The sequence below is a fragment of the Lentzea jiangxiensis genome (assembly GCF_900104175.1).
Lineage (GTDB): Bacteria > Actinomycetota > Actinomycetes > Mycobacteriales > Pseudonocardiaceae > Lentzea > Lentzea jiangxiensis.
Map to the genome: position 1 here is coordinate 14,401 of NZ_FNIX01000024.1, position 17,793 is coordinate 32,193.

The 17,793-nt window shown below is 70.4% G+C and carries 16 protein-coding genes; 6 read left to right on the plus strand and 10 right to left on the minus strand.

Annotated elements, in window-relative coordinates:
- Positions 1-26: 26 nt before the first annotated feature.
- Complete coding sequence (locus tag BLQ91_RS35355; protein WP_090104218.1) at positions 27-1,658, plus strand: PHP domain-containing protein; 1,632 nt, start codon at positions 27-29, stop codon at positions 1,656-1,658.
- On the opposite strand, the gene BLQ91_RS35360 is transcribed toward BLQ91_RS35355, so the two are convergent.
- Positions 1,625-2,485 carry a helix-turn-helix transcriptional regulator gene (locus tag BLQ91_RS35360; protein ID WP_090104357.1) on the minus strand — a complete coding sequence of 287 codons (861 nt, stop codon included), beginning with the start codon at positions 2,483-2,485 and terminating at the stop codon, positions 1,625-1,627. The genes BLQ91_RS35355 and BLQ91_RS35360 overlap by 34 nt on opposite strands.
- Before the next feature lie 135 nt (positions 2,486-2,620).
- On the opposite strand from BLQ91_RS35360, the gene BLQ91_RS35365 reads away from it, so the two are divergent.
- On the plus strand, positions 2,621-3,571 hold the full coding sequence (locus tag BLQ91_RS35365; protein WP_090104220.1) for an SDR family oxidoreductase: 951 nt from the start codon (positions 2,621-2,623) through the stop codon (positions 3,569-3,571).
- On the opposite strand, the gene BLQ91_RS35370 is transcribed toward BLQ91_RS35365, so the two are convergent.
- A complete protein-coding gene (locus tag BLQ91_RS35370) occupies positions 3,537-4,145 on the minus strand; it encodes an alpha-ketoglutarate-dependent dioxygenase AlkB (protein ID WP_245734131.1) in 609 nt (202 codons plus the stop codon). The genes BLQ91_RS35365 and BLQ91_RS35370 overlap by 35 nt on opposite strands.
- A gap of 38 nt (positions 4,146-4,183) precedes the next feature.
- Positions 4,184-4,723 carry a TetR/AcrR family transcriptional regulator gene (locus BLQ91_RS35375; protein ID WP_176960126.1) on the minus strand — a complete coding sequence of 180 codons (540 nt, stop codon included), beginning with the start codon at positions 4,721-4,723 and terminating at the stop codon, positions 4,184-4,186.
- A 51-nt stretch (positions 4,724-4,774) separates the two neighbouring features.
- Between BLQ91_RS35375 and BLQ91_RS35380 the strand changes: the two genes are divergently transcribed.
- Positions 4,775-6,373, plus strand: coding sequence for an AMP-dependent synthetase/ligase (locus BLQ91_RS35380; protein WP_090104226.1), 1,599 nt, complete (start codon positions 4,775-4,777; stop codon positions 6,371-6,373).
- A 49-nt stretch (positions 6,374-6,422) separates the two neighbouring features.
- On the opposite strand, the gene BLQ91_RS35385 is transcribed toward BLQ91_RS35380, so the two are convergent.
- The gene (locus BLQ91_RS35385) at positions 6,423-7,181 is read right to left on the minus strand and encodes a DUF2382 domain-containing protein (protein WP_090104230.1); all 759 of its coding nucleotides are present in this window, start codon (positions 7,179-7,181) and stop codon (positions 6,423-6,425) included.
- A gap of 131 nt (positions 7,182-7,312) precedes the next feature.
- Positions 7,313-8,038 (minus strand): SDR family oxidoreductase, encoded by a 726-nt coding sequence (locus BLQ91_RS35390; protein ID WP_090104232.1) that lies wholly within the window; start codon positions 8,036-8,038, stop codon positions 7,313-7,315.
- 76 nt (positions 8,039-8,114) lie between these two features.
- On the opposite strand from BLQ91_RS35390, the gene BLQ91_RS35395 reads away from it, so the two are divergent.
- Entirely contained in the window at positions 8,115-8,993 is an 879-nt protein-coding gene (locus tag BLQ91_RS35395) for a LysR family transcriptional regulator (RefSeq protein ID WP_090104235.1), read from the plus strand.
- Here BLQ91_RS35395 and ilvD read toward each other — a convergent pair.
- From ilvD to BLQ91_RS35415, 4 genes are all read right to left on the minus strand, one after another.
- On the minus strand, positions 8,970-10,658 hold the full coding sequence (gene ilvD / locus BLQ91_RS35400) for a dihydroxy-acid dehydratase (RefSeq protein WP_090104236.1): 1,689 nt from the start codon (positions 10,656-10,658) through the stop codon (positions 8,970-8,972). The two genes, BLQ91_RS35395 and ilvD, sit on opposite strands and share 24 nt — an antisense overlap.
- A 19-nt stretch (positions 10,659-10,677) precedes the next feature.
- Entirely contained in the window at positions 10,678-11,847 is a 1,170-nt protein-coding gene (locus BLQ91_RS35405) for an alginate lyase family protein (protein WP_090104238.1), read from the minus strand.
- Positions 11,848-12,134: 287 nt separating this feature from the next.
- Positions 12,135-13,604, minus strand: coding sequence for a DUF1996 domain-containing protein (locus BLQ91_RS35410; protein WP_090104239.1), 1,470 nt, complete (start codon positions 13,602-13,604; stop codon positions 12,135-12,137).
- Between the two features lie 92 nt (positions 13,605-13,696).
- Entirely contained in the window at positions 13,697-14,620 is a 924-nt protein-coding gene (locus tag BLQ91_RS35415) for a DUF4142 domain-containing protein (RefSeq protein ID WP_090104241.1), read from the minus strand.
- A gap of 164 nt (positions 14,621-14,784) precedes the next feature.
- On the opposite strand from BLQ91_RS35415, the gene BLQ91_RS35420 reads away from it, so the two are divergent.
- Complete coding sequence (locus BLQ91_RS35420; RefSeq protein WP_090104243.1) at positions 14,785-15,546, plus strand: SGNH/GDSL hydrolase family protein; 762 nt, start codon at positions 14,785-14,787, stop codon at positions 15,544-15,546.
- Between the two features lie 32 nt (positions 15,547-15,578).
- Here the strand turns inward: BLQ91_RS35420 and BLQ91_RS41835 are convergent, their stop codons facing one another.
- Positions 15,579-15,764, minus strand: a complete 186-nt coding sequence (locus BLQ91_RS41835; protein ID WP_176960127.1) for a hypothetical protein — start codon at positions 15,762-15,764, stop codon at positions 15,579-15,581.
- A gap of 571 nt (positions 15,765-16,335) precedes the next feature.
- On the opposite strand from BLQ91_RS41835, the gene BLQ91_RS35430 reads away from it, so the two are divergent.
- On the plus strand, positions 16,336-17,664 hold the full coding sequence (locus BLQ91_RS35430; protein WP_090104247.1) for a cellulose binding domain-containing protein: 1,329 nt from the start codon (positions 16,336-16,338) through the stop codon (positions 17,662-17,664).
- Positions 17,665-17,793: the final 129 nt, after the last annotated feature.

Genomic DNA, 17,793 nt, shown 5'->3' on the forward strand with positions numbered 1-17,793 from the left:
ACAGCTCGACCGGCTGAGATCGGCGCATGTCCCACTCAGACGGTCATCCGCACGGTGACCACACGCACCACCACCACGAGGCCGAGCCGGTCGAGGGCAGCTGGCTCGACCCCGGGGACGACCGGCCGTCGTCGGTCGAGCGCCGGAAGTTCTTGGCCGGCATGGGGATCGCGGCCGGTGCCATCGGTGCCCTGGCCGCCGGCACCGGTACGGCCGCGGCGCGCGTTCCCGTCAACCCGTGGGGCGGCGGCGAGCGCTGGTACGCGGGCGACCACCACGTCCACACGCAGTACTCCGACGACGGCCAGTACACGATCGAGCAGCAGGTCGCGAAGGCGCGCCAGTTCGGCCTCGACTGGGTCGTGATCACCGACCACGGCGGCCCCGCGCACCAGAAGTTCTCGATCGACCAGGTGACGCCGGACGTCGAACGCGCCCGCCGCGACCAGCGCGACGTGCTGGTCTACCAGGGCCTCGAGTGGAACATCCCCGGCGCCGAGCACGCCACCGTCTTCCTGCCGCCCGGCAAGCACACCGCCGACATCCTCAAGGCGTTCGAGCTGTCCTACGACGGCCGCATCGCGGGCGGTTCCGAGCCGCTCGCCCTGGCCGCCCTGCGGTACCTGGAGGCGCAGGTCCTCTCGGGACGGACCGAGATCGCGCTGATGTTCGCGAACCACCCGTCGCGGCGCGGCGTCGACAGCCCGCACGAGCTCCGCGGCTGGCGCGACGCGGCCCCCGGTGTCGCGGTCGGCATGGAGGGCGCTCCCGGCCACCAGGCCGCCGGCATCCCGAGGTCCGCGGGCGGCCCCGGCCGTGCGCGCGGCTACTACGACACGGCCGCCCCGCTGCCCGAGTCGTTCCCCGGCTACCCGGCCGAGTCCTACCGCACCCACGGCGGCTTCGACTGGATGACCGCGAAGGTCGGCGGCCTGTGGGACTCGCTGCTCGCCGAGGGCCGCCCGTGGTGGATCACCGCGAACTCCGACGTGCACCAGGTCTTCGCCGACACGTTCACGCCGGGCGGACAGGACTACGCCACGACCGGCTCGAAGGGCGCGCCGATCGACTCGGGCGTCCGGCAGACCGGGTACGGCGACTTCTTCCCCGGCCAGTACGGCGCGAACGTCGTCGGCGCCCGCTCACGGTCCTATGTGGACGTCATGAAGGGCCTGCAGGCCGGCAAGGTGCTGACGGTGCACGGCCGTCTGGTCGACGGCCTGCAGTTGCGCGTGCGCTCCCGCGACGACCTGCGCGGCGTGACGCTGGGCGGGCGGACGTTCGTGCGCCGCGGCGGCGACGTCGAGGTGACGATCGAGATCGACCGCACGACCTCGCCGAACTGGTCGGGCTCCGTCCCCGTGCTCGCCAAGGTCGACCTGATCTCCGGCCCGGTCACCGGTCCCTGCGCCGACCGGGACGTGTTCACGGCGCCGGAGACGACGGTCGCGAAGACGTTCGAGGTGCCGCGCAAGGGCAAGATCCGGTTCACCCACACCTTCTCCGGTGTCGAGCGCTCGTTCTACCTGCGGCTGCGGGGCAGCGACGGCAAGCGGCTCACCTCGTCCGGTGACCCGGTGGTCGACGAGATCGCGAACTCCGACCCGTGGGAGGACCTCTGGTTCTACGCCAACCCGGTGTTCGTCGACGCCATCTGAGCGCCGACGACCGACAGCAGCCGGAGCTTCTCGTAGCTCTCGCTGCCCGGCGTGGCCGTGTAGACGAGCAGGAAGTGGTGCTGGCCGGGGTCGAGCAACGTCTGGCACTGCAGTTCGAGCGCGCCGACGCCCGGGTGGACGTACCGCTTGACCTCGCGCGAGCGCAGGCCGATCTCCTGCCGTCCCCAGACGGTCCGGAACTCCTCGCTGGAAGCCAGCAGGAGATCGGCGTAGTGCGCGGCGCGGGAACGGGGGCCGCGTCGCGCCACGGCCTCGCGCAGCCCCGAGGCGAACATGCGGCCCAGGAACTCGTGGTCGGCGGGCTCGTACAGCGCCCGCGAGGACGGGTCGCTGAACCACCGGAAGCCGAGGCTGCGCTCCGGGCCGGTGTAGGCGGTCGAGTCCCCGGTGAGCGCGACGCCGAGCGGGGTCTGCCGCAGGGTTTCACCCAGTTCGGTGACGACCTCGGCCGGGGTGTCGTGCAGGCGGTCGAAGATCCGGGCGAGGCCGGGGCTCACGTGGTCGCTGGTGCCGCCGCGGCCCGGCGGGGTGTGGCCCGCGAGGCGGAACAGGTGGTCGCGCTCGTCGAGGGACAGGTGCAGCCCCTGCGCGATCGCGGCGATCATCTGCTCGGACGGGTGCGGTCCGCGTTCCTGCTCCAGGCGCGCGTAGTAGTCCGCCGACATGTTGCACCGCGTCGCGACCTCTTCGCGCCGCAACCCGCTGGTCCGGCGCCTGGGCCCGCGCGGCAGGCCGATGTCCTCCGGCTGCAACGCCTCCCTGCGGTGCCGCAGGAACGAGGCCAGGCCGGCCCGGTCGATCGCCATGTGCGGCTCCTCTCTCCGGTCTCTTTCTAACGCGACCGGGGCGCCGCAGCCACGGATCGTCAGGTCCTGGATGAACTTGCGCGTGGTCGGCCACTGTGGAGGAACACCACGGTCGACGAACACGGGAGTGCGCTCATGGCCAGCAAGAACTTCGACGTCGAGGTCCCGGACCTGACCGGGAGGCGGGCGGTCGTCACCGGCGCCAGCGACGGCGTCGGCCTCGGGATCGCCGCACGGCTGGCGGCTGCCGGTGCCGAGGTCGTCATGCCCGTCCGCAACGAGCGCAAGGGTGCGGCGGCTGTGGCGGAGATCCGCCGGCGCACGCCTGGTGCCAGCGTGTCGTTGCGTGCCCTGGACCTCTCGTCGTTGCGGTCGGTCGCCGAGCTGGGCTCCGTCCTGCTGGAGGAAGGGGCGCCGATCCACGTCCTCGTGAACAACGCCGGCGTGATGACCCCGCCCGAACGGCAGACGACCGCGGACGGGTTCGAGCTGCAGTGGGGGACGAACCACCTGGGGCACTTCGCCCTGGTGCAGCACCTGCTGCCGTTGCTGGAGGCCGGCCGGGCGCGGGTGACCTCGCAGGTCAGCATCGCCGCGAACCACAACGCGATCAACTGGGACGACCTGAACTGGGAGCGGTCCTACAGCGGCGCCAAGGCCTACAGCCAGTCGAAGATCGCCTGCGGCCTGTTCGGGCTGGAACTCGCGCGGCGCAGTGCCGCCGGCGGGTGGGGGATCACCAGCAACCTCGCCCACCCCGGGGTGGCTCCCACGAGTCTGCTGGCCGCTCGTCCCGAGATCGGGCGGTCCGCGGACACGCTGGGAGTGCGGCTGATCCGGGCGCTGTCCTCGCGGGGGATCGTCGTCGGCACCGTCGAGACCGCGTCGCTGCCGGCTCTGCTCGCCGCCACCTCGCCGATCGCCGGGACGTTCTACGGGCCCAGCGGGCTCGGGCACCTCGGCGGGCCGCCCGCCGAGCAGGAGCTCTACAGCCGGCTGCGGAGCGCCGAGGAGGCGCGGCGGGTGTGGGAGGTGTCGGAGGAGCTCGTGGCTAGCGGACTCCGTGCGGGCGGAACTGGACGCTGATCCGCGGCCCCACGACCTTCGACGTCTTCGGCACGGCGTGCTCCCAGGTGCGCTGGCAGGACCCGCCCATCACGAGCAGGTCGCCGTGCCCCAGCGCGTACCTGTGGGTCTCGCCGCCACCGCGGGGCCGCAGCAGCAGAGACCGCGGCGTGCCGACGCTGAGGATCGCGACCATCGTGTCCTCGGTCTGCCCGCGCCCGATCGTGTCGCCGTGCCACGCCACGCTGTCCCGGCCGTCGCGGTAGTAGCAGAGGCCCGCCGTGGTGAACGGCTCGTGCAGTTCGGGCCGGTAGTGGGCGCTCAGCGCGTCGCGGGCCGTGGTGAGGACGTCGAACGGCAGTGTGCCGCTGTAGAAGCAGAGCAGGCGTGGCACGTCGACCACGGTGTCGTACATCTGGCGGCGCTCGGCGCGCCACGGCACCTCGGTGACCAGTCGGTCGAACAGCGCGTCGGCGCCCGAGAGCCAGCCCGGCTGGACGTCGATCCACGCGCCGTGGCCCAGTTCGGTGCGGCGCGGGGCGAGCGGGGCCAGGGCCGGCTCCGCTTGCAGGTCGAACAGCGATCCCTGGCGCATGGACCGCAGCATAATCGAACACGTGTTCTACTGCGAGGCTAGGGCTTCAGGACGGCCCAGACGGCGTCGGCGATGATCTCGCGGGCCTCGGCCAGGTCGAACACGCCGAGCAGGAAGCGGCGCACCGACTCGTGGGCCGGGCCCATCGCCACCGGTTCCAGCGCCCACGACGGCACGGGGCGCAACTCGCCGGACGCCGTGCGGTCTGCGAACCACGTCAGGACCGGCGCGAACTCCGCCATCTTCGCCGCCGGATCGGCGTGGTCGGGAGCGACGTAGAGGAAGCGGGCCCGGCTCGGGTTCGCGAGGACCCAGTCGAGGTAGCTCAGCGCCAGCCCGCGCACCGCCGCCTCGGTGCTCGGCGCGTCCAGGGCGGGCAGCATCGAGGCCACGCAGCGCGCGTAGCTGTCGGCGTAGAGCTGCGCGAACACGCCCGCGCGGCTGCCGAAGTGGTGGTAGATGCTGCCGTTAGACATGCCGGAGCGCTCGGTCAGCGCGGCGATCGTCACGGCTTCCAGGCCGCCTTCCTCGACGAGCTTCAGCGCTGAGTCGAGGAGAGACTGTCGTCGGTCGGCCACGGGGGTTAGAGTACCGCTCTGGAGCGACGCTCTAGACAAAGGTGGAGAGCAATGGCGCTGTCGATTCCCGGCCTGCTGCGCGAGCGTGCCACGCGCACGCCCGACGCCGAGGCGATGCGGTACCGCGGCGGCGGTGGCTGGGTCTCGCTGAGCTGGGCCGAGCTGCAGCACCGCGTCGCCGCGGAGGCGTTCGGCCTGGTGGGCCGGGGACTGCGCAGGGGCGACCGCGTCGCGCTCATGGGCGGGACCAGCGTCGAGTGGATCGTCACCGACCTCGCCGTGCTGGCCGCGGGCGGCGCCACCACCACGATCTACCCGAACAGCACCGCGGCGGAGGTCGCGCACGTCGTCGGCGACTCCGGCAGCCGGATCGTCGTCGTGGAGACCGACGAGCACGCCGCGTCGATGCCCGGTGGCGTCGAGGTGCTGCGGTTCGGCGCGATCCCGCGCGGTGAGGGCGACTACGACGCGTTGGTCGACGGGCTGTCGAAGGACGACCTGGCGACGTTGATCTACACCTCGGGCACGACCGGCACGCCCAAGGGCGTCGAACTCACGCACGAGAACTGGCTGACGACCGCGGAAGCCATCGCGTCCCTGGGAATCCTGGAGGAATCCGACCTGCACTTCCTGTGGCTGCCGCTGTCGCACGCGTTCGGCAAGGTGCTGACGATGGCGATGATCGCCGCGGGCGTGCCGACGGCGGTCGACGGCAGCGTGGAGCGGATCGTCGACAACCTCGGGGAGCTGCGGCCGTCCATCGTGGCCGCCGCGCCGCGCATCTTCGAGAAGATCCACGGCCGGATCGTCGCGGGCGCGCGGGAGAAGGGCGGGCTCACCGAGAAGATCTTCCGGTGGGCCGACCGCGAGCACGGTCCGGTGACGCGCCGGCTCGCGGACCGGCTGGTGTACCGCAAGCTGCGCGACCGGGTCGGCGGGCGGATCCGCTACTTCGTGTCGGGCTCGGCGCCGCTCGCGCCCGAGATCGCGGAGTTCTTCGCCCGCGCCGGCATCACGATCCTGGAGGGCTACGGGCTCACCGAGTCGTCCGCGGCCACGTTCTTCAACCGGCCGGGCATGATCGCGATCGGCACGGTCGGGCCGCCGATCCCCGGCATGGAGGTCAAGATCGCCGAGGACGGCGAGGTGCTGCTGCGGGGCCCCGGCGTCATGCGCGGTTACCACAACCGGCCGGACGCGACCGCCGAGGCGCTGGTCGACGGCTGGCTGCACACCGGGGACATCGGCGAGCTCGACGACGCGGGCCGGTTGACGATCACCGACCGCAAGAAGGAGCTCATCAAGACCTCCAGCGGCAAGTACGTGGCGCCGGCCCGGATCGAGAGCATGATCAACGCGGCCTCGCCGTACGTCAGCAACGTCCTCGTGCACGGCGACCGGCGCAAGTACTGCGTGGCGCTCGTGACGCTCGACCCGGACACCGCGAAGGGCCTCGCGAACGCCGAGGAAGAGGTCGGCGCCGCGATCGAGACCGTCAACGCCCAGCTCGCGCGACACGAGACGATCAAGCGGTTCGCGGTGCTGGACAACGACTTCAGCGTCGAGGAGGGGTTGCTGACCGCCTCGCTGAAGCCTCGCCGCCGGGAGATCGAGAAGCGCTACGGAGACGTTCTCGACAGCATGTACTAGCGAACCGCCCACCGGCGGAAGTGGCGGGCGGTTCGCTGAGGTGGTGCGATCAGCGGCGGTCGCGCGGCTCGTCGTCGCGCTCGACCTCGACGCGCTCCTTTCGGATCTCGCCCTTGACGTCCTTCTGCTCGGTGACGGCGTTCTTCTCCAGCCGGACCCGTTCGGTGGCCTCGGTGCGCTTCTGCACCACCGGCTCTTCGCGGTGCAGCGTCACCTCGGCCTGCTCGTCGGCGAACGCCGTGCCCTGGTCGCCCCGCGCCGGCTCGCGGACGACCCGGACCTCCTCGTGCGTCACAGGCACCGTCACGTCGCGCTGCTCGGTGACCGTGTGCTTGACCAGCCGCACCCGGCCCGACTCGACCCTGCGGGTGCCGACGTCGAGCTTCTCCTCCGCCAGCGTGACCTCGGCCTCGTCACCGGTCCTGGCCCCGGCGGCGTGGCGGCCGGTGGCCCGGCGGTCGTCGAGCCGGTCGTGCTCGCCGGTCTTGGCCTGCGGGATCAACCCGTAATGCCGGTAGAGCGCCTCCTGCTCCTCGTCGGACATTTGGTCCTCCGAGGTGTGCAGGCTGGGGGCGTCCTTCACCTGCTGCTTGCTGACGGGGACGGTGATCGCGCCGGCCGTGACGGTGCCCTGCTGGATCGGCACGAAGCTCTCCTTCATGCCGAACAGTCCGGTCTGGACCTCGGCCCACATGGGCTTGCCGGTGCCGTCCTCGAGCCACACCCGCTTGACCGAACCGATCTTCTCGCCCCTGTTGTCGATCACGTCGCAGTCGTACAGAGCCTCAACGTGCGTCTGATCGATCATCGCGTCGTCCTTCCCGAGTTGGCTTTCGGCTTGCGATCGCGAAGTACCCAGCTCGAACGTGCCGGCCGCGGGTGCCGTCCGACCGGGTGACCACACGAGCGCGGCAGTTCAACCGACCGGGGGACACGACCTCACCAGGGGACGACGCCCTCGTCGTCGAAGAAGCCGCCGCGCGGCCCGTCGTCGGGGAGGGTGGCGAGCCGGATCGCGATCGCCGCGCCCTGCTCGGGTGTGCGGTCCGGGAGGAAGCCGGTGAAGTCCGTGGCGACGTAGCCGGGGCAGCAGGCGTTGATGATGACGTTCGTGTCGGCCAGGGCGCGGGCGTACTGGGCCGTGATGCTGTTCAGCATCGACTTCGACGGCGCGTACGCGGCCATGACCGGGCCGGTCCGCAGGGTCAGCGAGCCCATGTTGCTCGACACGTTCACGATGCGGGGCGAGGTGGCCCTGCGGAGCAGGGGGAGCACCGCGTTGGTCACCCGCACGACGCCGAAGACGTTCGTGTCGAGGACCGTGCGGACGACGTCGAGGTCGAGCGTCGTCGGGTCCTGCGCCCCGGCGTCCGCCCGGCCGGCGACGCCCGCGTTGTTCACGAGCACGTCCAGCCGTCCGGTCGTCCGCTCGACGGTCGCCGCCGCGGTGGCGGCGCTCTCGTCGGAGGTGACGTCGAGCGCGACCCCGAACGCGTCGGCTCCGGCTGCCTGCAGGCGGTCGACGGCCTCCTTGCGCCTCACGTCGTCGCGGGCGCCCACGGCGACCGTGAAACCGGCCGCTGCGAGGCCCTGGGCGATGGCGAAACCGATTCCCTTGTTCGCGCCGGTGACCAGCGCGGTCTTCTTGTCGTTCACGGGATCCATGCTCGGCGGGCGTCCACCCGCTGTCCAAGATCGATTCAGTAAGATCTGATACCCGCCGGGTATTAGGCTCGGAAGCGTGGACGACCTCGAGACCCGCGAACTCCGGTACTTCGTCGCCGTCGCGGAGGAGCTCCACTTCGGACGCGCCGCCGAACGTCTCGGGATCGCGCAGCCACCTCTCTCGCGGGCGATCGTGCAGCTGGAACGGCGGCTCGGCGTCCGGCTGCTCGACCGGGACCGCCGCGGCGCCGCGCTCACCGAGGCGGGCCACGTGCTCCTGCGCGAGGCGAGGACGGCTCTCGACGCCGTCTCCGCCGCCGCGCGCCGGACGCGGCGGGCCGCGAACCCGGACCGGCCGCTCGTCCTCGTGACGAAGGCCGGAGCGTCCCACGAGCTGCTGCGGGCCCTGCTGGACGCGGTGGCGGCCGATCCCGGAGGACCGCAGGTCGAGGTGCTGCTGTGCGAGGTGGGGGAGCAGGCGCGGCGGCTGCGCGACGGGCAGGCGGACGTGGCGGTCATGCACCACCCGTACGACGACCTCGCCGGGTTCGACACCGTGGACGTGCACGTCGAGAGCCAGGTCGCGATCGTCCCCGCCACCCACCCGCTCGCGGTCCGCGAGAGCGTGACGCTGGCGGAGGTCAGCGCCGTGCCGGACCTGCCGATCGCGCGCTGGCCGCGGCTCGACGGCACCTACCCGGACGGGCCGGGACCCGAGGTGCGCACCCAGTCGCAGCTCGCCCAGCTCGTGGCGCTCGGCAGGACCCTGCTCGTCATCCCCGCCTCCAGCCGCGCCTGGCAGTGGCCGGAGCACGTCGCGGTGCCCGTCACCGACGCGCCGGAGGTCACCACGCTCCTCGCCTGGCCGCCGCACGGTCACTCGCCGGCGGTCGCCGCGCTCCTGCGTTCGGCGGCCAGGCTGCGCGGAGGGTCAGTCGCAGACCGCCCCGCGTGAGGCCGAGCCGACGAGCTTCGCGTACTTGGCGAGCACGCCGCGTTCGTAGCGCGGGGGCAGCGGCGCCCAGCCGTCCCGGCGGCTGTCCAGGTCGGCCTCGACGTCGAGCGTGCCCTCGGCGACGTTCAGCGTGATGCGGTCACCGTCCTGCACGAACGCGATGGGCCCGCCGTCGACCGCCTCCGGGGCGACGTGGCCGACGCAGAGTCCCGTGGTGCCACCGGAGAACCGGCCGTCGGTGAGCAGCAGGACGTCCTTGCCGAGACCGGCGCCCTTGATCGCCGCCGTGATGGCGAGCATCTCGCGCATCCCCGGCCCGCCCTTCGGGCCCTCGTAGCGGATCACCACGACGTCGCCCGCGGTGATCGTGCCGTCCTCCAGCGCGTCCATCGCGGCGCGCTCGCGGTCGAACACGCGGGCGGTGCCGGTGAAGACGTCCGAGTCGAAGCCCGCGGACTTCACGACGGCGCCCTCCGGGGCGAGCGAGCCCTTGAGGATCGTGATGCCGCCGGTGCGGTGGATGGGCTTGTCGAGCGCCCGCAGCACCAGGCCGTCCGGGTCGGGCGGGGCGATGTCGGCGAGGTTCTCGGCGACCGTGCGGCCGGTGACGGTGAGGCAGTCGCCGTGCAGCAGACCGGCGTCCAGCAGCGCCTTCATCACCACGGGCACACCGCCGATGCGGTCGACGTCGGTCATCACGTGCCGCCCGAACGGCTTCACGTCCGCCAGGTGCGGCACGTTCGCGCCGATGCGGCTGAAGTCGTCCAGGCCCAGCTCGACGCCGGCCTCGTGCGCGATGGCGAGCAGGTGCAGCACGGCGTTGGTGGAGCCGCCGAACGCCATCACGACGGCGATGGCGTTCTCGAACGCCTCACGGGTCATGATCTGCCGGGCGGTGATCCCCCTGCGGAGCATCTCCACCACGGCCTGGCCGGACCGGCGCGCGAACCCGTCGCGGCGGCGGTCGGTGGCCGGGGGAGCGGCGCTGCCGGGCAGCGACATGCCGAGGGCCTCGGCCGCGCTGGCCATCGTGTTCGCCGTGTACATGCCTCCGCAGGCGCCCTCACCGGGGCAGATCGCGCGTTCGATCCGGTCGACGTCCTCGCGGCTCATCAAACCGCGGGCGCACGCGCCGACGGCCTCGAACGCGTCGATGATCGTGACTTCCTTCTCCGTGCCGTCGGAGAGGGTGACGCGGCCCGGCAGGATCGACCCGGCGTAGAGGAACACGCTCGCGAGGTCGAGCCGTGCCGCCGCCATCAGCATGCCGGGCAACGACTTGTCGCAGCCCGCGAGCAGCACCGAGCCGTCCAGGCGCTCGGCCTGCATCACCGTCTCGACGCTGTCGGCGATCACCTCGCGCGACACCAGCGAGAAGTGCATGCCCTCGTGGCCCATGGAGATGCCGTCCGACACCGAGATCGTGCCGAACTCGAGCGGGTATCCGCCCGCCGCGTGCACCCCGTCCTTCGACGCCTTCGCGAGGCGGTCGAGCGACAGGTTGCACGGCGTGATCTCGTTCCAGGACGAGGCGACGCCGACCTGCGGCTTCTCCCAGTCCTCGTCCCCCATGCCGACGGCACGGAGCATGCCGCGCGCGGCGGTGCGCTCCAGGCCGTCGGTCACGTCGCGGCTGCGTGGCTTCACGTCCGGTGTCTCGGTCATGAGCGCACGCTAGTACGACTCAGGAGGGGTTGGCCGCGTGAGTCAGCGTCTCCCAGGCGATGAACAGGTTGTCCGTCCCCTGTGGACGCTGGGCCTCGGTGTAGCGCTGGGTGTTCGTCATGCCGATGCCCAGCCGGGTGTTCAGGGCGTTGAAGCTGACCTCGGACGTCGGCCCGAGCTCGCGGGAGTAGCTGCCGCCGCACAGCCACGACGGCACCGGTTCGCCGTTCTGGTACCTCGTGTGCAGGCCCCACGCGTGGCGCATCCGGTCCTTGATCTCGCCCCAGACGTCCTGGCCCTGGTGCCGCGCCGTCTCGGCGAAGTGCGAGGCCGCGCTGAGCCCGTAGGCGGTGTGCGCGAAGTCCCGGCACGTCTCCTGGGTGAGCCCGTCGACGAAGGTGGACTGGTTGTGCCAGTAGGAGATGATCTCGGCCCGCGTGTCGATGCCGCTGCCCGGCGGCGTCTTCGGCAGGGCGCCGTCGCCGGTGAGGTAGATGAACGCCTGGATGCGCGTCCGGAAGATGCCGACGGCCTTGTCGTAGGCCGCCCGGTCCTCCAGGAACACCGCGATGCCGAGGCTCGCCTCCATCATGCTGAGCTCCCAGTTGCCGTTGGTGTTCGCACGGCCGTTCTGGATCTCGGGCAGGTAGACGTCGCGCAGCATCGCGCCGAACCTCGCGCTGTTCGGCCAGTTGCCGTGCACGTGCTTGATGATCTCCGCCGCCTTCGGCCAGCTGCTCGCCGACCACGCCGTCTGCAGCGGGGCGTTGGAGTTGGTGTGGTCGCGGATCGTGGCGGACCAGGCGTCCATGATCTGGATCGCCTTGGCCGCGTACCGGTTGTCGCGCGTCACGTACCAGACCAGGGACAGGGTGTAGGCGGCGATGGCGTCTTCGCGTTCGTCGGTGCAGCCGAGATCGGGGTTGGAGTAGGACCCGCACTCGACGACGGCGCGGGGCTTCGGCGTGCGGTTGAGGTCGGCGTACTTCGAGGCCAGCATGCGGTCGTAGGCCAGCTTCCAGGGTTGTGCGCCCGCCAGGACCTTCGTGCGCATGAAGTCCAGCTGTGGCCGGGAGACGACGACTCCCGGGTGGACGAACGTCGCGGGCGCGGCGTGGGCCGAGCCGGTGACCGGGGCCGGCAGGGATGCCAGCAGGGCGATCAGTACCGCGCAGGAACGGGTGACCATGCGGCTCAGTGTTGGTGGTCTATACCTTTGCGGTCAATCATTCCGGAACAAGGTTCACGCTGGTGAATCCGGGTGGGTCCGATCGGGTGGTTGGAACACGGGTCGGGTTGCGTTTCGTTGGTCGCTTCGCGTTGACGGCTGCGTCGGCACGGGGGCCTGGGTACGTGGCCGGCTTGCGTCGGCGAGTCCGGTCGGGATGCCTGTGCCTGTTGTGACGCACGAGAAGTCCCCCGGTGCGCGGGAGGTGCACCGGGGGACTTCGTCTGGGTGAACGCGTGGTCAGAGCGTCACTCGCGGCACTTCTTGCCCGAGTTCACGCAGTTGACCAGGCGGTTCATGATCTTCTGCGACATCACGTTCGCGAAGTCGTCGTGGTCGGTGAGCGGGTTGTGCTCCTCCTCCGGGAAGGAGTCGACCAGGTAGCGGCCGTCCTTCTGGACGTTTAGCGGGATGTTGTAGGTCAGCGAGATGCGCAGCTGCGGCACGGCCTTGAAGCCCTGCTTGCACTTGCCGTTCTGGTCGGGGAACACGATGTGGTCGCGGTGGTTCGCGGAGTCGATGTTCTTGCCGTCCCAGCAGCTCGGGAAGTCGTGCACGCGCTTGACCTTCGAGCCCTGCGGGCAGATCGGGTACTTGTCCATCAGGACCTTGTCCTCGAAGCCCGTGCAGGTCCAGGACGCCTTGGCGTTCTTCGGGCCGTTCTGGCCGGCCTTGGCGTCGCCGTAGAGGACGCGGAGGAACTTGGGCATCGCGACGACCTTGCCGGTCGGGCTGCCGCGGAAGGTGAGGTCGACGACGGCCGGGCGCTGGATCTCGCCCTCGTTGCCCTCGAGTTCGTTGTTGCCGTTCTCCTCGGCGTTGTTCTGGTTCTTCTTGTTCTCGGTGCCCTCGGCCTGGGCGTCGTCGCTGTTCTCGCCGCCGTTGTCGAGGCCCTGTTCGCCCTGGGCGGGGTCCTCGACGGCGCAGGCGGCGGCCGGGTTCAGGTCGGGGGCCTGCTGGCCCTGGCGGCTGAACGCCAGCATCATGCGGTTCAGGATGGCGGCGCGCTTCTCCCGGGTCGGGCCGACGATCACGTTGTCGCGGTCCTGGGCCTTGGTCGAGGCGACCTTCTTCTCGGCTTCCGCGGTCACCTTCTCGATGTTCTCGAGCTCGCGGTCGATCTCGGCCTGGGCCGCGTCCGGCACGTTCTCGGGGAGCAGCGAGGCGACGTCCGGGCACTCGAGCTGCGGTGCGTCCTTGGCGGCCTTGTCCTTGTCCTGCTGGGCCTTGTCGTCCTTCTTCGGCGGTGCCTGCTCCGCGGGCGGCGCGGCCTCGTCCGGCTCCTCGTCGATGATGCGCACGACGGGCCAGAAGTAGGCGGACTTGTCGCCGTTCTTGCAGGTCGTGCCCGCCGCCTGGAGCGAGGCGTTGTTCGAGTCCGCGTTCGTGGACAGGTTGCCGACGTAGTCGTGCAGGTGCTGGGCGCCGTTGCGGACGCCGGGCTGCGCGATGAAGTTGTCGGGGTTGAAGTGCCCGTTCTCGTTGCGGCCGCAGTCGACCGTGAACGTGCCCGTGGTGGCATCGTTCTCCGGTTTGGGTTTCTTGACGTTCGGCTTCACCTTGGTGATGTCGACGAACAAGCTCTTGTCCGCACCGTCGGCGAGCGCGGAGCCATCAGAAGAACTGATGGCCACCACCGCGGCACCGCCCGCGACCACGGCCATCGCCGCAGCGGCGGCGGTGAGCCAGATCGTGGATTTCCTCCGGTGAATAGCCATGTGCCACCTCGTGGTAGTCCGATAAAACGGCATGCTGAAGCTGGCGGCGGTAGGGCCGCTGTCTTCGTGAAGAACCTGGGTGTGCTGTTTTCCTAGAACGAACGGGATTTCCGCCGGGATTTCTTGGAACGCGAGATGAACCGCATCCCCACCAGGGCGAGCGCGAGCACCGCTATCGCTCCGAAGAAGACGCCGTTGTTCTCGCCGAAAACGCCCTGCTCGGCGGTGCGGGTGAACCTGGTGCCCTCGGGCACGGTGGGGATCACGCCGTCGGTGGGGTTCGCGGTCGCGTCCGCCGCCTGGTCGCCCGTCGCGTCCGGCGCCGCGGAGTTGTCCGCGGGCGGAGGAGGCGCGAGCGGCTGCGGCGACTCGAGTCCCGCGAAGTCCACGCGACCGGTGTCCTCGAGCACCTTGATGTGGTCGAAGACGGTGATCATCGCCTGGGTGGAGAGGATGCGGATGAGCTCGTTCTTGGTGCCCGCCCGGATCTGGGCCGCGTAGGCGTACACCTTGCCGTGCGCCGCGCGGAGGCGGTTCGCGAAGACGGCGTCGAACTCGTCGCCGCTCGCCGCGTCCATCTCGGCGAGCCAGCCCTTCTGCTCGTCGGAGGCCTCGGTGGGCAACGTGTGGCCGAGCAGGACGCCCGCCCTGTTCACTACGTTGTCGAGGAGCGTGTGTCCCTCGATCAGGTGCTTGCAGGCCTCCAGGATCTTGGGCTGGTCGGGCCGCTTGGCCCTGCCCTTGTCGCCCGCCGGCTTCTCCCACAGCCCGGCCTGCTTGACGCGGTTCATGAAGTCCCGGTCGGCGGGTCCGAGCGGTCCCCACTGCGTCTGCACGACCTCGTCGCCCGTGCCGGCGCTGCCGGGTGGCGGCGTGGAGATAGGGGTGGAGGGCGTTGCCGTGGAGGCCGTTGCCGTGGAGGGCGTTGTCGTGGAAGGCGTCGTCGTGGCGGGCTGCCCGAGTGCGCTCCCGGTGGTGAGCAGCACGGCCAGCGCACAGCCGGTCAGCGCGACCATCAGTCGCGCCGGCCTTGCCAAGTCCAGGGGGAGTCGCACGAACGGGGATACGGCCGGGAATGGTCCGGTGCCTCAGTTCGAGACTCTGCCGTTATCGAAACGTTATCCAGGGCCTCGCAACCCCGGGAGAACTCGCAGGAAAAGCCCGGCATAGGGTCCTGAGCATGAGCAAGCGTTTTGTGGCGTTGGGGGACTCGTTCACCGAAGGTGTGGGCGATGACGACGCCAGTCGTCCGAACGGGGTGCGCGGCTGGGCCGACCGCGTCGCCGACGTGCTGGGGGCCGTCGACCCCGAGTTCGCCTACGCCAACCTGGCCGTGCGCGGCCGGTTGTTGCCGCAGGTGCTGGGAGAGCAGTTCGAGCGCGCCCTCGACATGAAGCCCGACCTCGTCTCGCTCTACGCGGGCGGCAACGACCTCATGCGTCCCAAGGTGGACATCGACGGCTTGATGCGCCGCTACCGGGCGGCCGTGGCGCGCCTCGTGTCCACAGGCGCGCGCGTGATCCTCTTCACCGGCGTCGACGGTGCCGACGACCCGGTGTTCCGCCGGATGCGCGGCCGCGTGGCCATCTACAACGAACACGTGCGCTCGATCGCCGCCGAGCACTCGTGCGTCCTCGTCGACATGTGGAACATGCGGCAGCTGCGCGACCGTCGCATGTGGTCGGCCGACCGCCTGCACCTCAACTCGCTCGGGCACACCGAGGTCGCCATCTCGGTCCTGGAAGGGCTCGGCGTCCCGCACGCCCTGGAACGGACCCTGCTCGGCCTGGCCCCGCTCGTCGACCGCCGAGTCCGGCGCGCGGAGGACTGGAAGTGGGCCCGCGAGCACGTCGTGCCGTGGGTGGTGCGCCGGGTGCGCGGTGAGTCCTCCGGGGACGTCATCCGCCCCCGCCGCCCCGACCTGCTGCCGCCGTCACGGTAGAACGTGTTCCTCGACGGCATCGTCCAACGAGCTCAGCGTCGCGGGAACGCGTTGATCGCGCTGACGGTCTGCGCGTTGGTCGCGGGGCGGGGAGCAGGCTCGCCGACGAGCAACGCGCAGCACTCGTTGTGCCCCAACGACGACGGGGCAGTCCGGGACGGCACGGCGGGCGAGCGGGCGGCGCGGAACCCGCAGCAGCCGAACCCGCCCGGCGGCATCGCGGGCGGCTGCCGAGCTTCGGCGTCGCCTCGAACCTCGTGAACCTCGTGTCGTCGGCCGCTCCGGACTTCGTGAAGCCTCGCAAGCCATCGACATCACCGACGTCGACTACGCCCCCTACGTGGCGAAGCTGGAGGACGGCGGGCATCGCCGCGTTCCTCTTCGCGTGGCGGGGTGCCGCGCACACCGGGTACACGTTCGAGCAGGTCCTGTACGTCGTGTCGGACGGAATCCTCGGGTCGGGCTGATCGGGGTGGGCAGGTTCCTCTGCTTCGGATCGTGACTGACCGAGTTTGCCGGAGGAGCGGGAACGGGTGCGGGCTGTCGAGGGGGCCGCAGAGCGCACCGGCGTTGTGAGGCGTGCGCGGCGGCCCCGGCACCGGTTTCGCCCACGTCACCGGCTTCCACTGGTGTTCCTCCGACCACCATGTCAAGTGGACTTGGCGTGAGAGCGTTCTCATAACCCGCTGTGATGTGGTGGGATGATGTCCGCTTCCGCCTCTTGAACGAGTGGTTTAGACCAGTTAACGTGCCTGCCATCACGTACCCCCTGCACGTGAATGGAGCACCATGAAGAAGTTCCGCCGGCAAATCCTGACCGCCGGTCTGGCGATAGCCACCGTGGTCGGTGGCCTCCTCGCCGCACCCGCGAGTGGCGCTACGGGCGTGACCGCGGCGTTCACCAAGACGTCGGACTGGGGCAGCGGCTACGAGGCCAAGTACACGATCTCCAACAGCGGCGGGGCCGCGCTCTCGTCGTGGACCGTCGAGTTCACGCTGCCGAGCGGGCAGTCGATCGCGTCGCTGTGGGACGGCAGTTACGCCGCCAACGGCCAGAACATCACCGTGCGCAACACCTGGAACGGCAACGTCCCGGTGGGTGGCAGCGTCAGCTTCGGCTTCACCGTGAAGGGTTCCGGCGCGAACCCCTCAGGCTGCAAGGTCAACGGCGGTTCGTGCGAGGGCGGCTCGCAGCCGACCACCACGACCACCACCACCACCACCACGTCGACCCCGCCGGTGCCCGGCACCGGGCGCGGCGCTCCCTACCTGTACCTGGGCTGGGGCAACCCGCAGAGCGCGACGCAGGTCATGAGTGCGACCGGCGTCAAGTGGTTCACGCTCGCGTTCGTGCTGTCCGGCGGCGGCTGCACCCCCTCGTGGGACAGCTCGCGTCCGCTGACCGGTGGCGTCGAGCAGCAGACGATCAACGCCATCCGCTCGGCCGGTGGTGACATCGTGCCGTCGTTCGGTGGCTGGAGCGGCAACAAGCTGGGTCCGAACTGCGCGACCGCCGAGGCGCTGGCCGGCGCGTACCAGCAGGTCATCAACGCCTACAACCTCAAGGCGATCGACATCGACATCGAGAACTCCGACGAGTTCGAGAACACGACGGTCCAGGACCGGATCCTGACCGCGCTGAAGATCGTCAAGCAGAACAACCCCGGCATCCAGACGATCGTCACGTTCGGCACCGGCACCACCGGCCCGAACTTCTACGGCGCTCGCCTGATCGACCAGGCCAAGGCCCTGAACGCGAACATCGACGTGTTCACGATCATGCCGTTCGACTTCAACAGCTCCAACATCCGCACCGACACGATTGGCGCGGCCACGGGGCTGAAGAACAAGCTCAAGTCGACCTTCGGCTGGAGCGACGCCGAGGCGTTCAGGCACGTCGGCATCTCGGGCATGAACGGCCTGTCCGACCACCGCGAGCTGACCACCGTCGACGACTGGACCGCGATCCGCGACTGGTCGAAGGCGAACGGCCTCGGGCGACTGGCCTTCTGGTCGGTCAACCGCGACCGCGGTGGCTGCGACGGTCAGATCGCCGCCCACTGCTCCGGCATCCAGCAGGCCGACCTGGCGTTCACGAAGATCACCGCCGGGTTCTGATCACCAGCGGTACCCGAACGACCACGAGCCGTCAGCGCCGTTTATCCGGTGGCGCTGACGGCTTATCCTTGTGCCATGCGTCGACGACATTGATCCTCAACCGATCTCTCCCGAACCGCGACGGCGTGG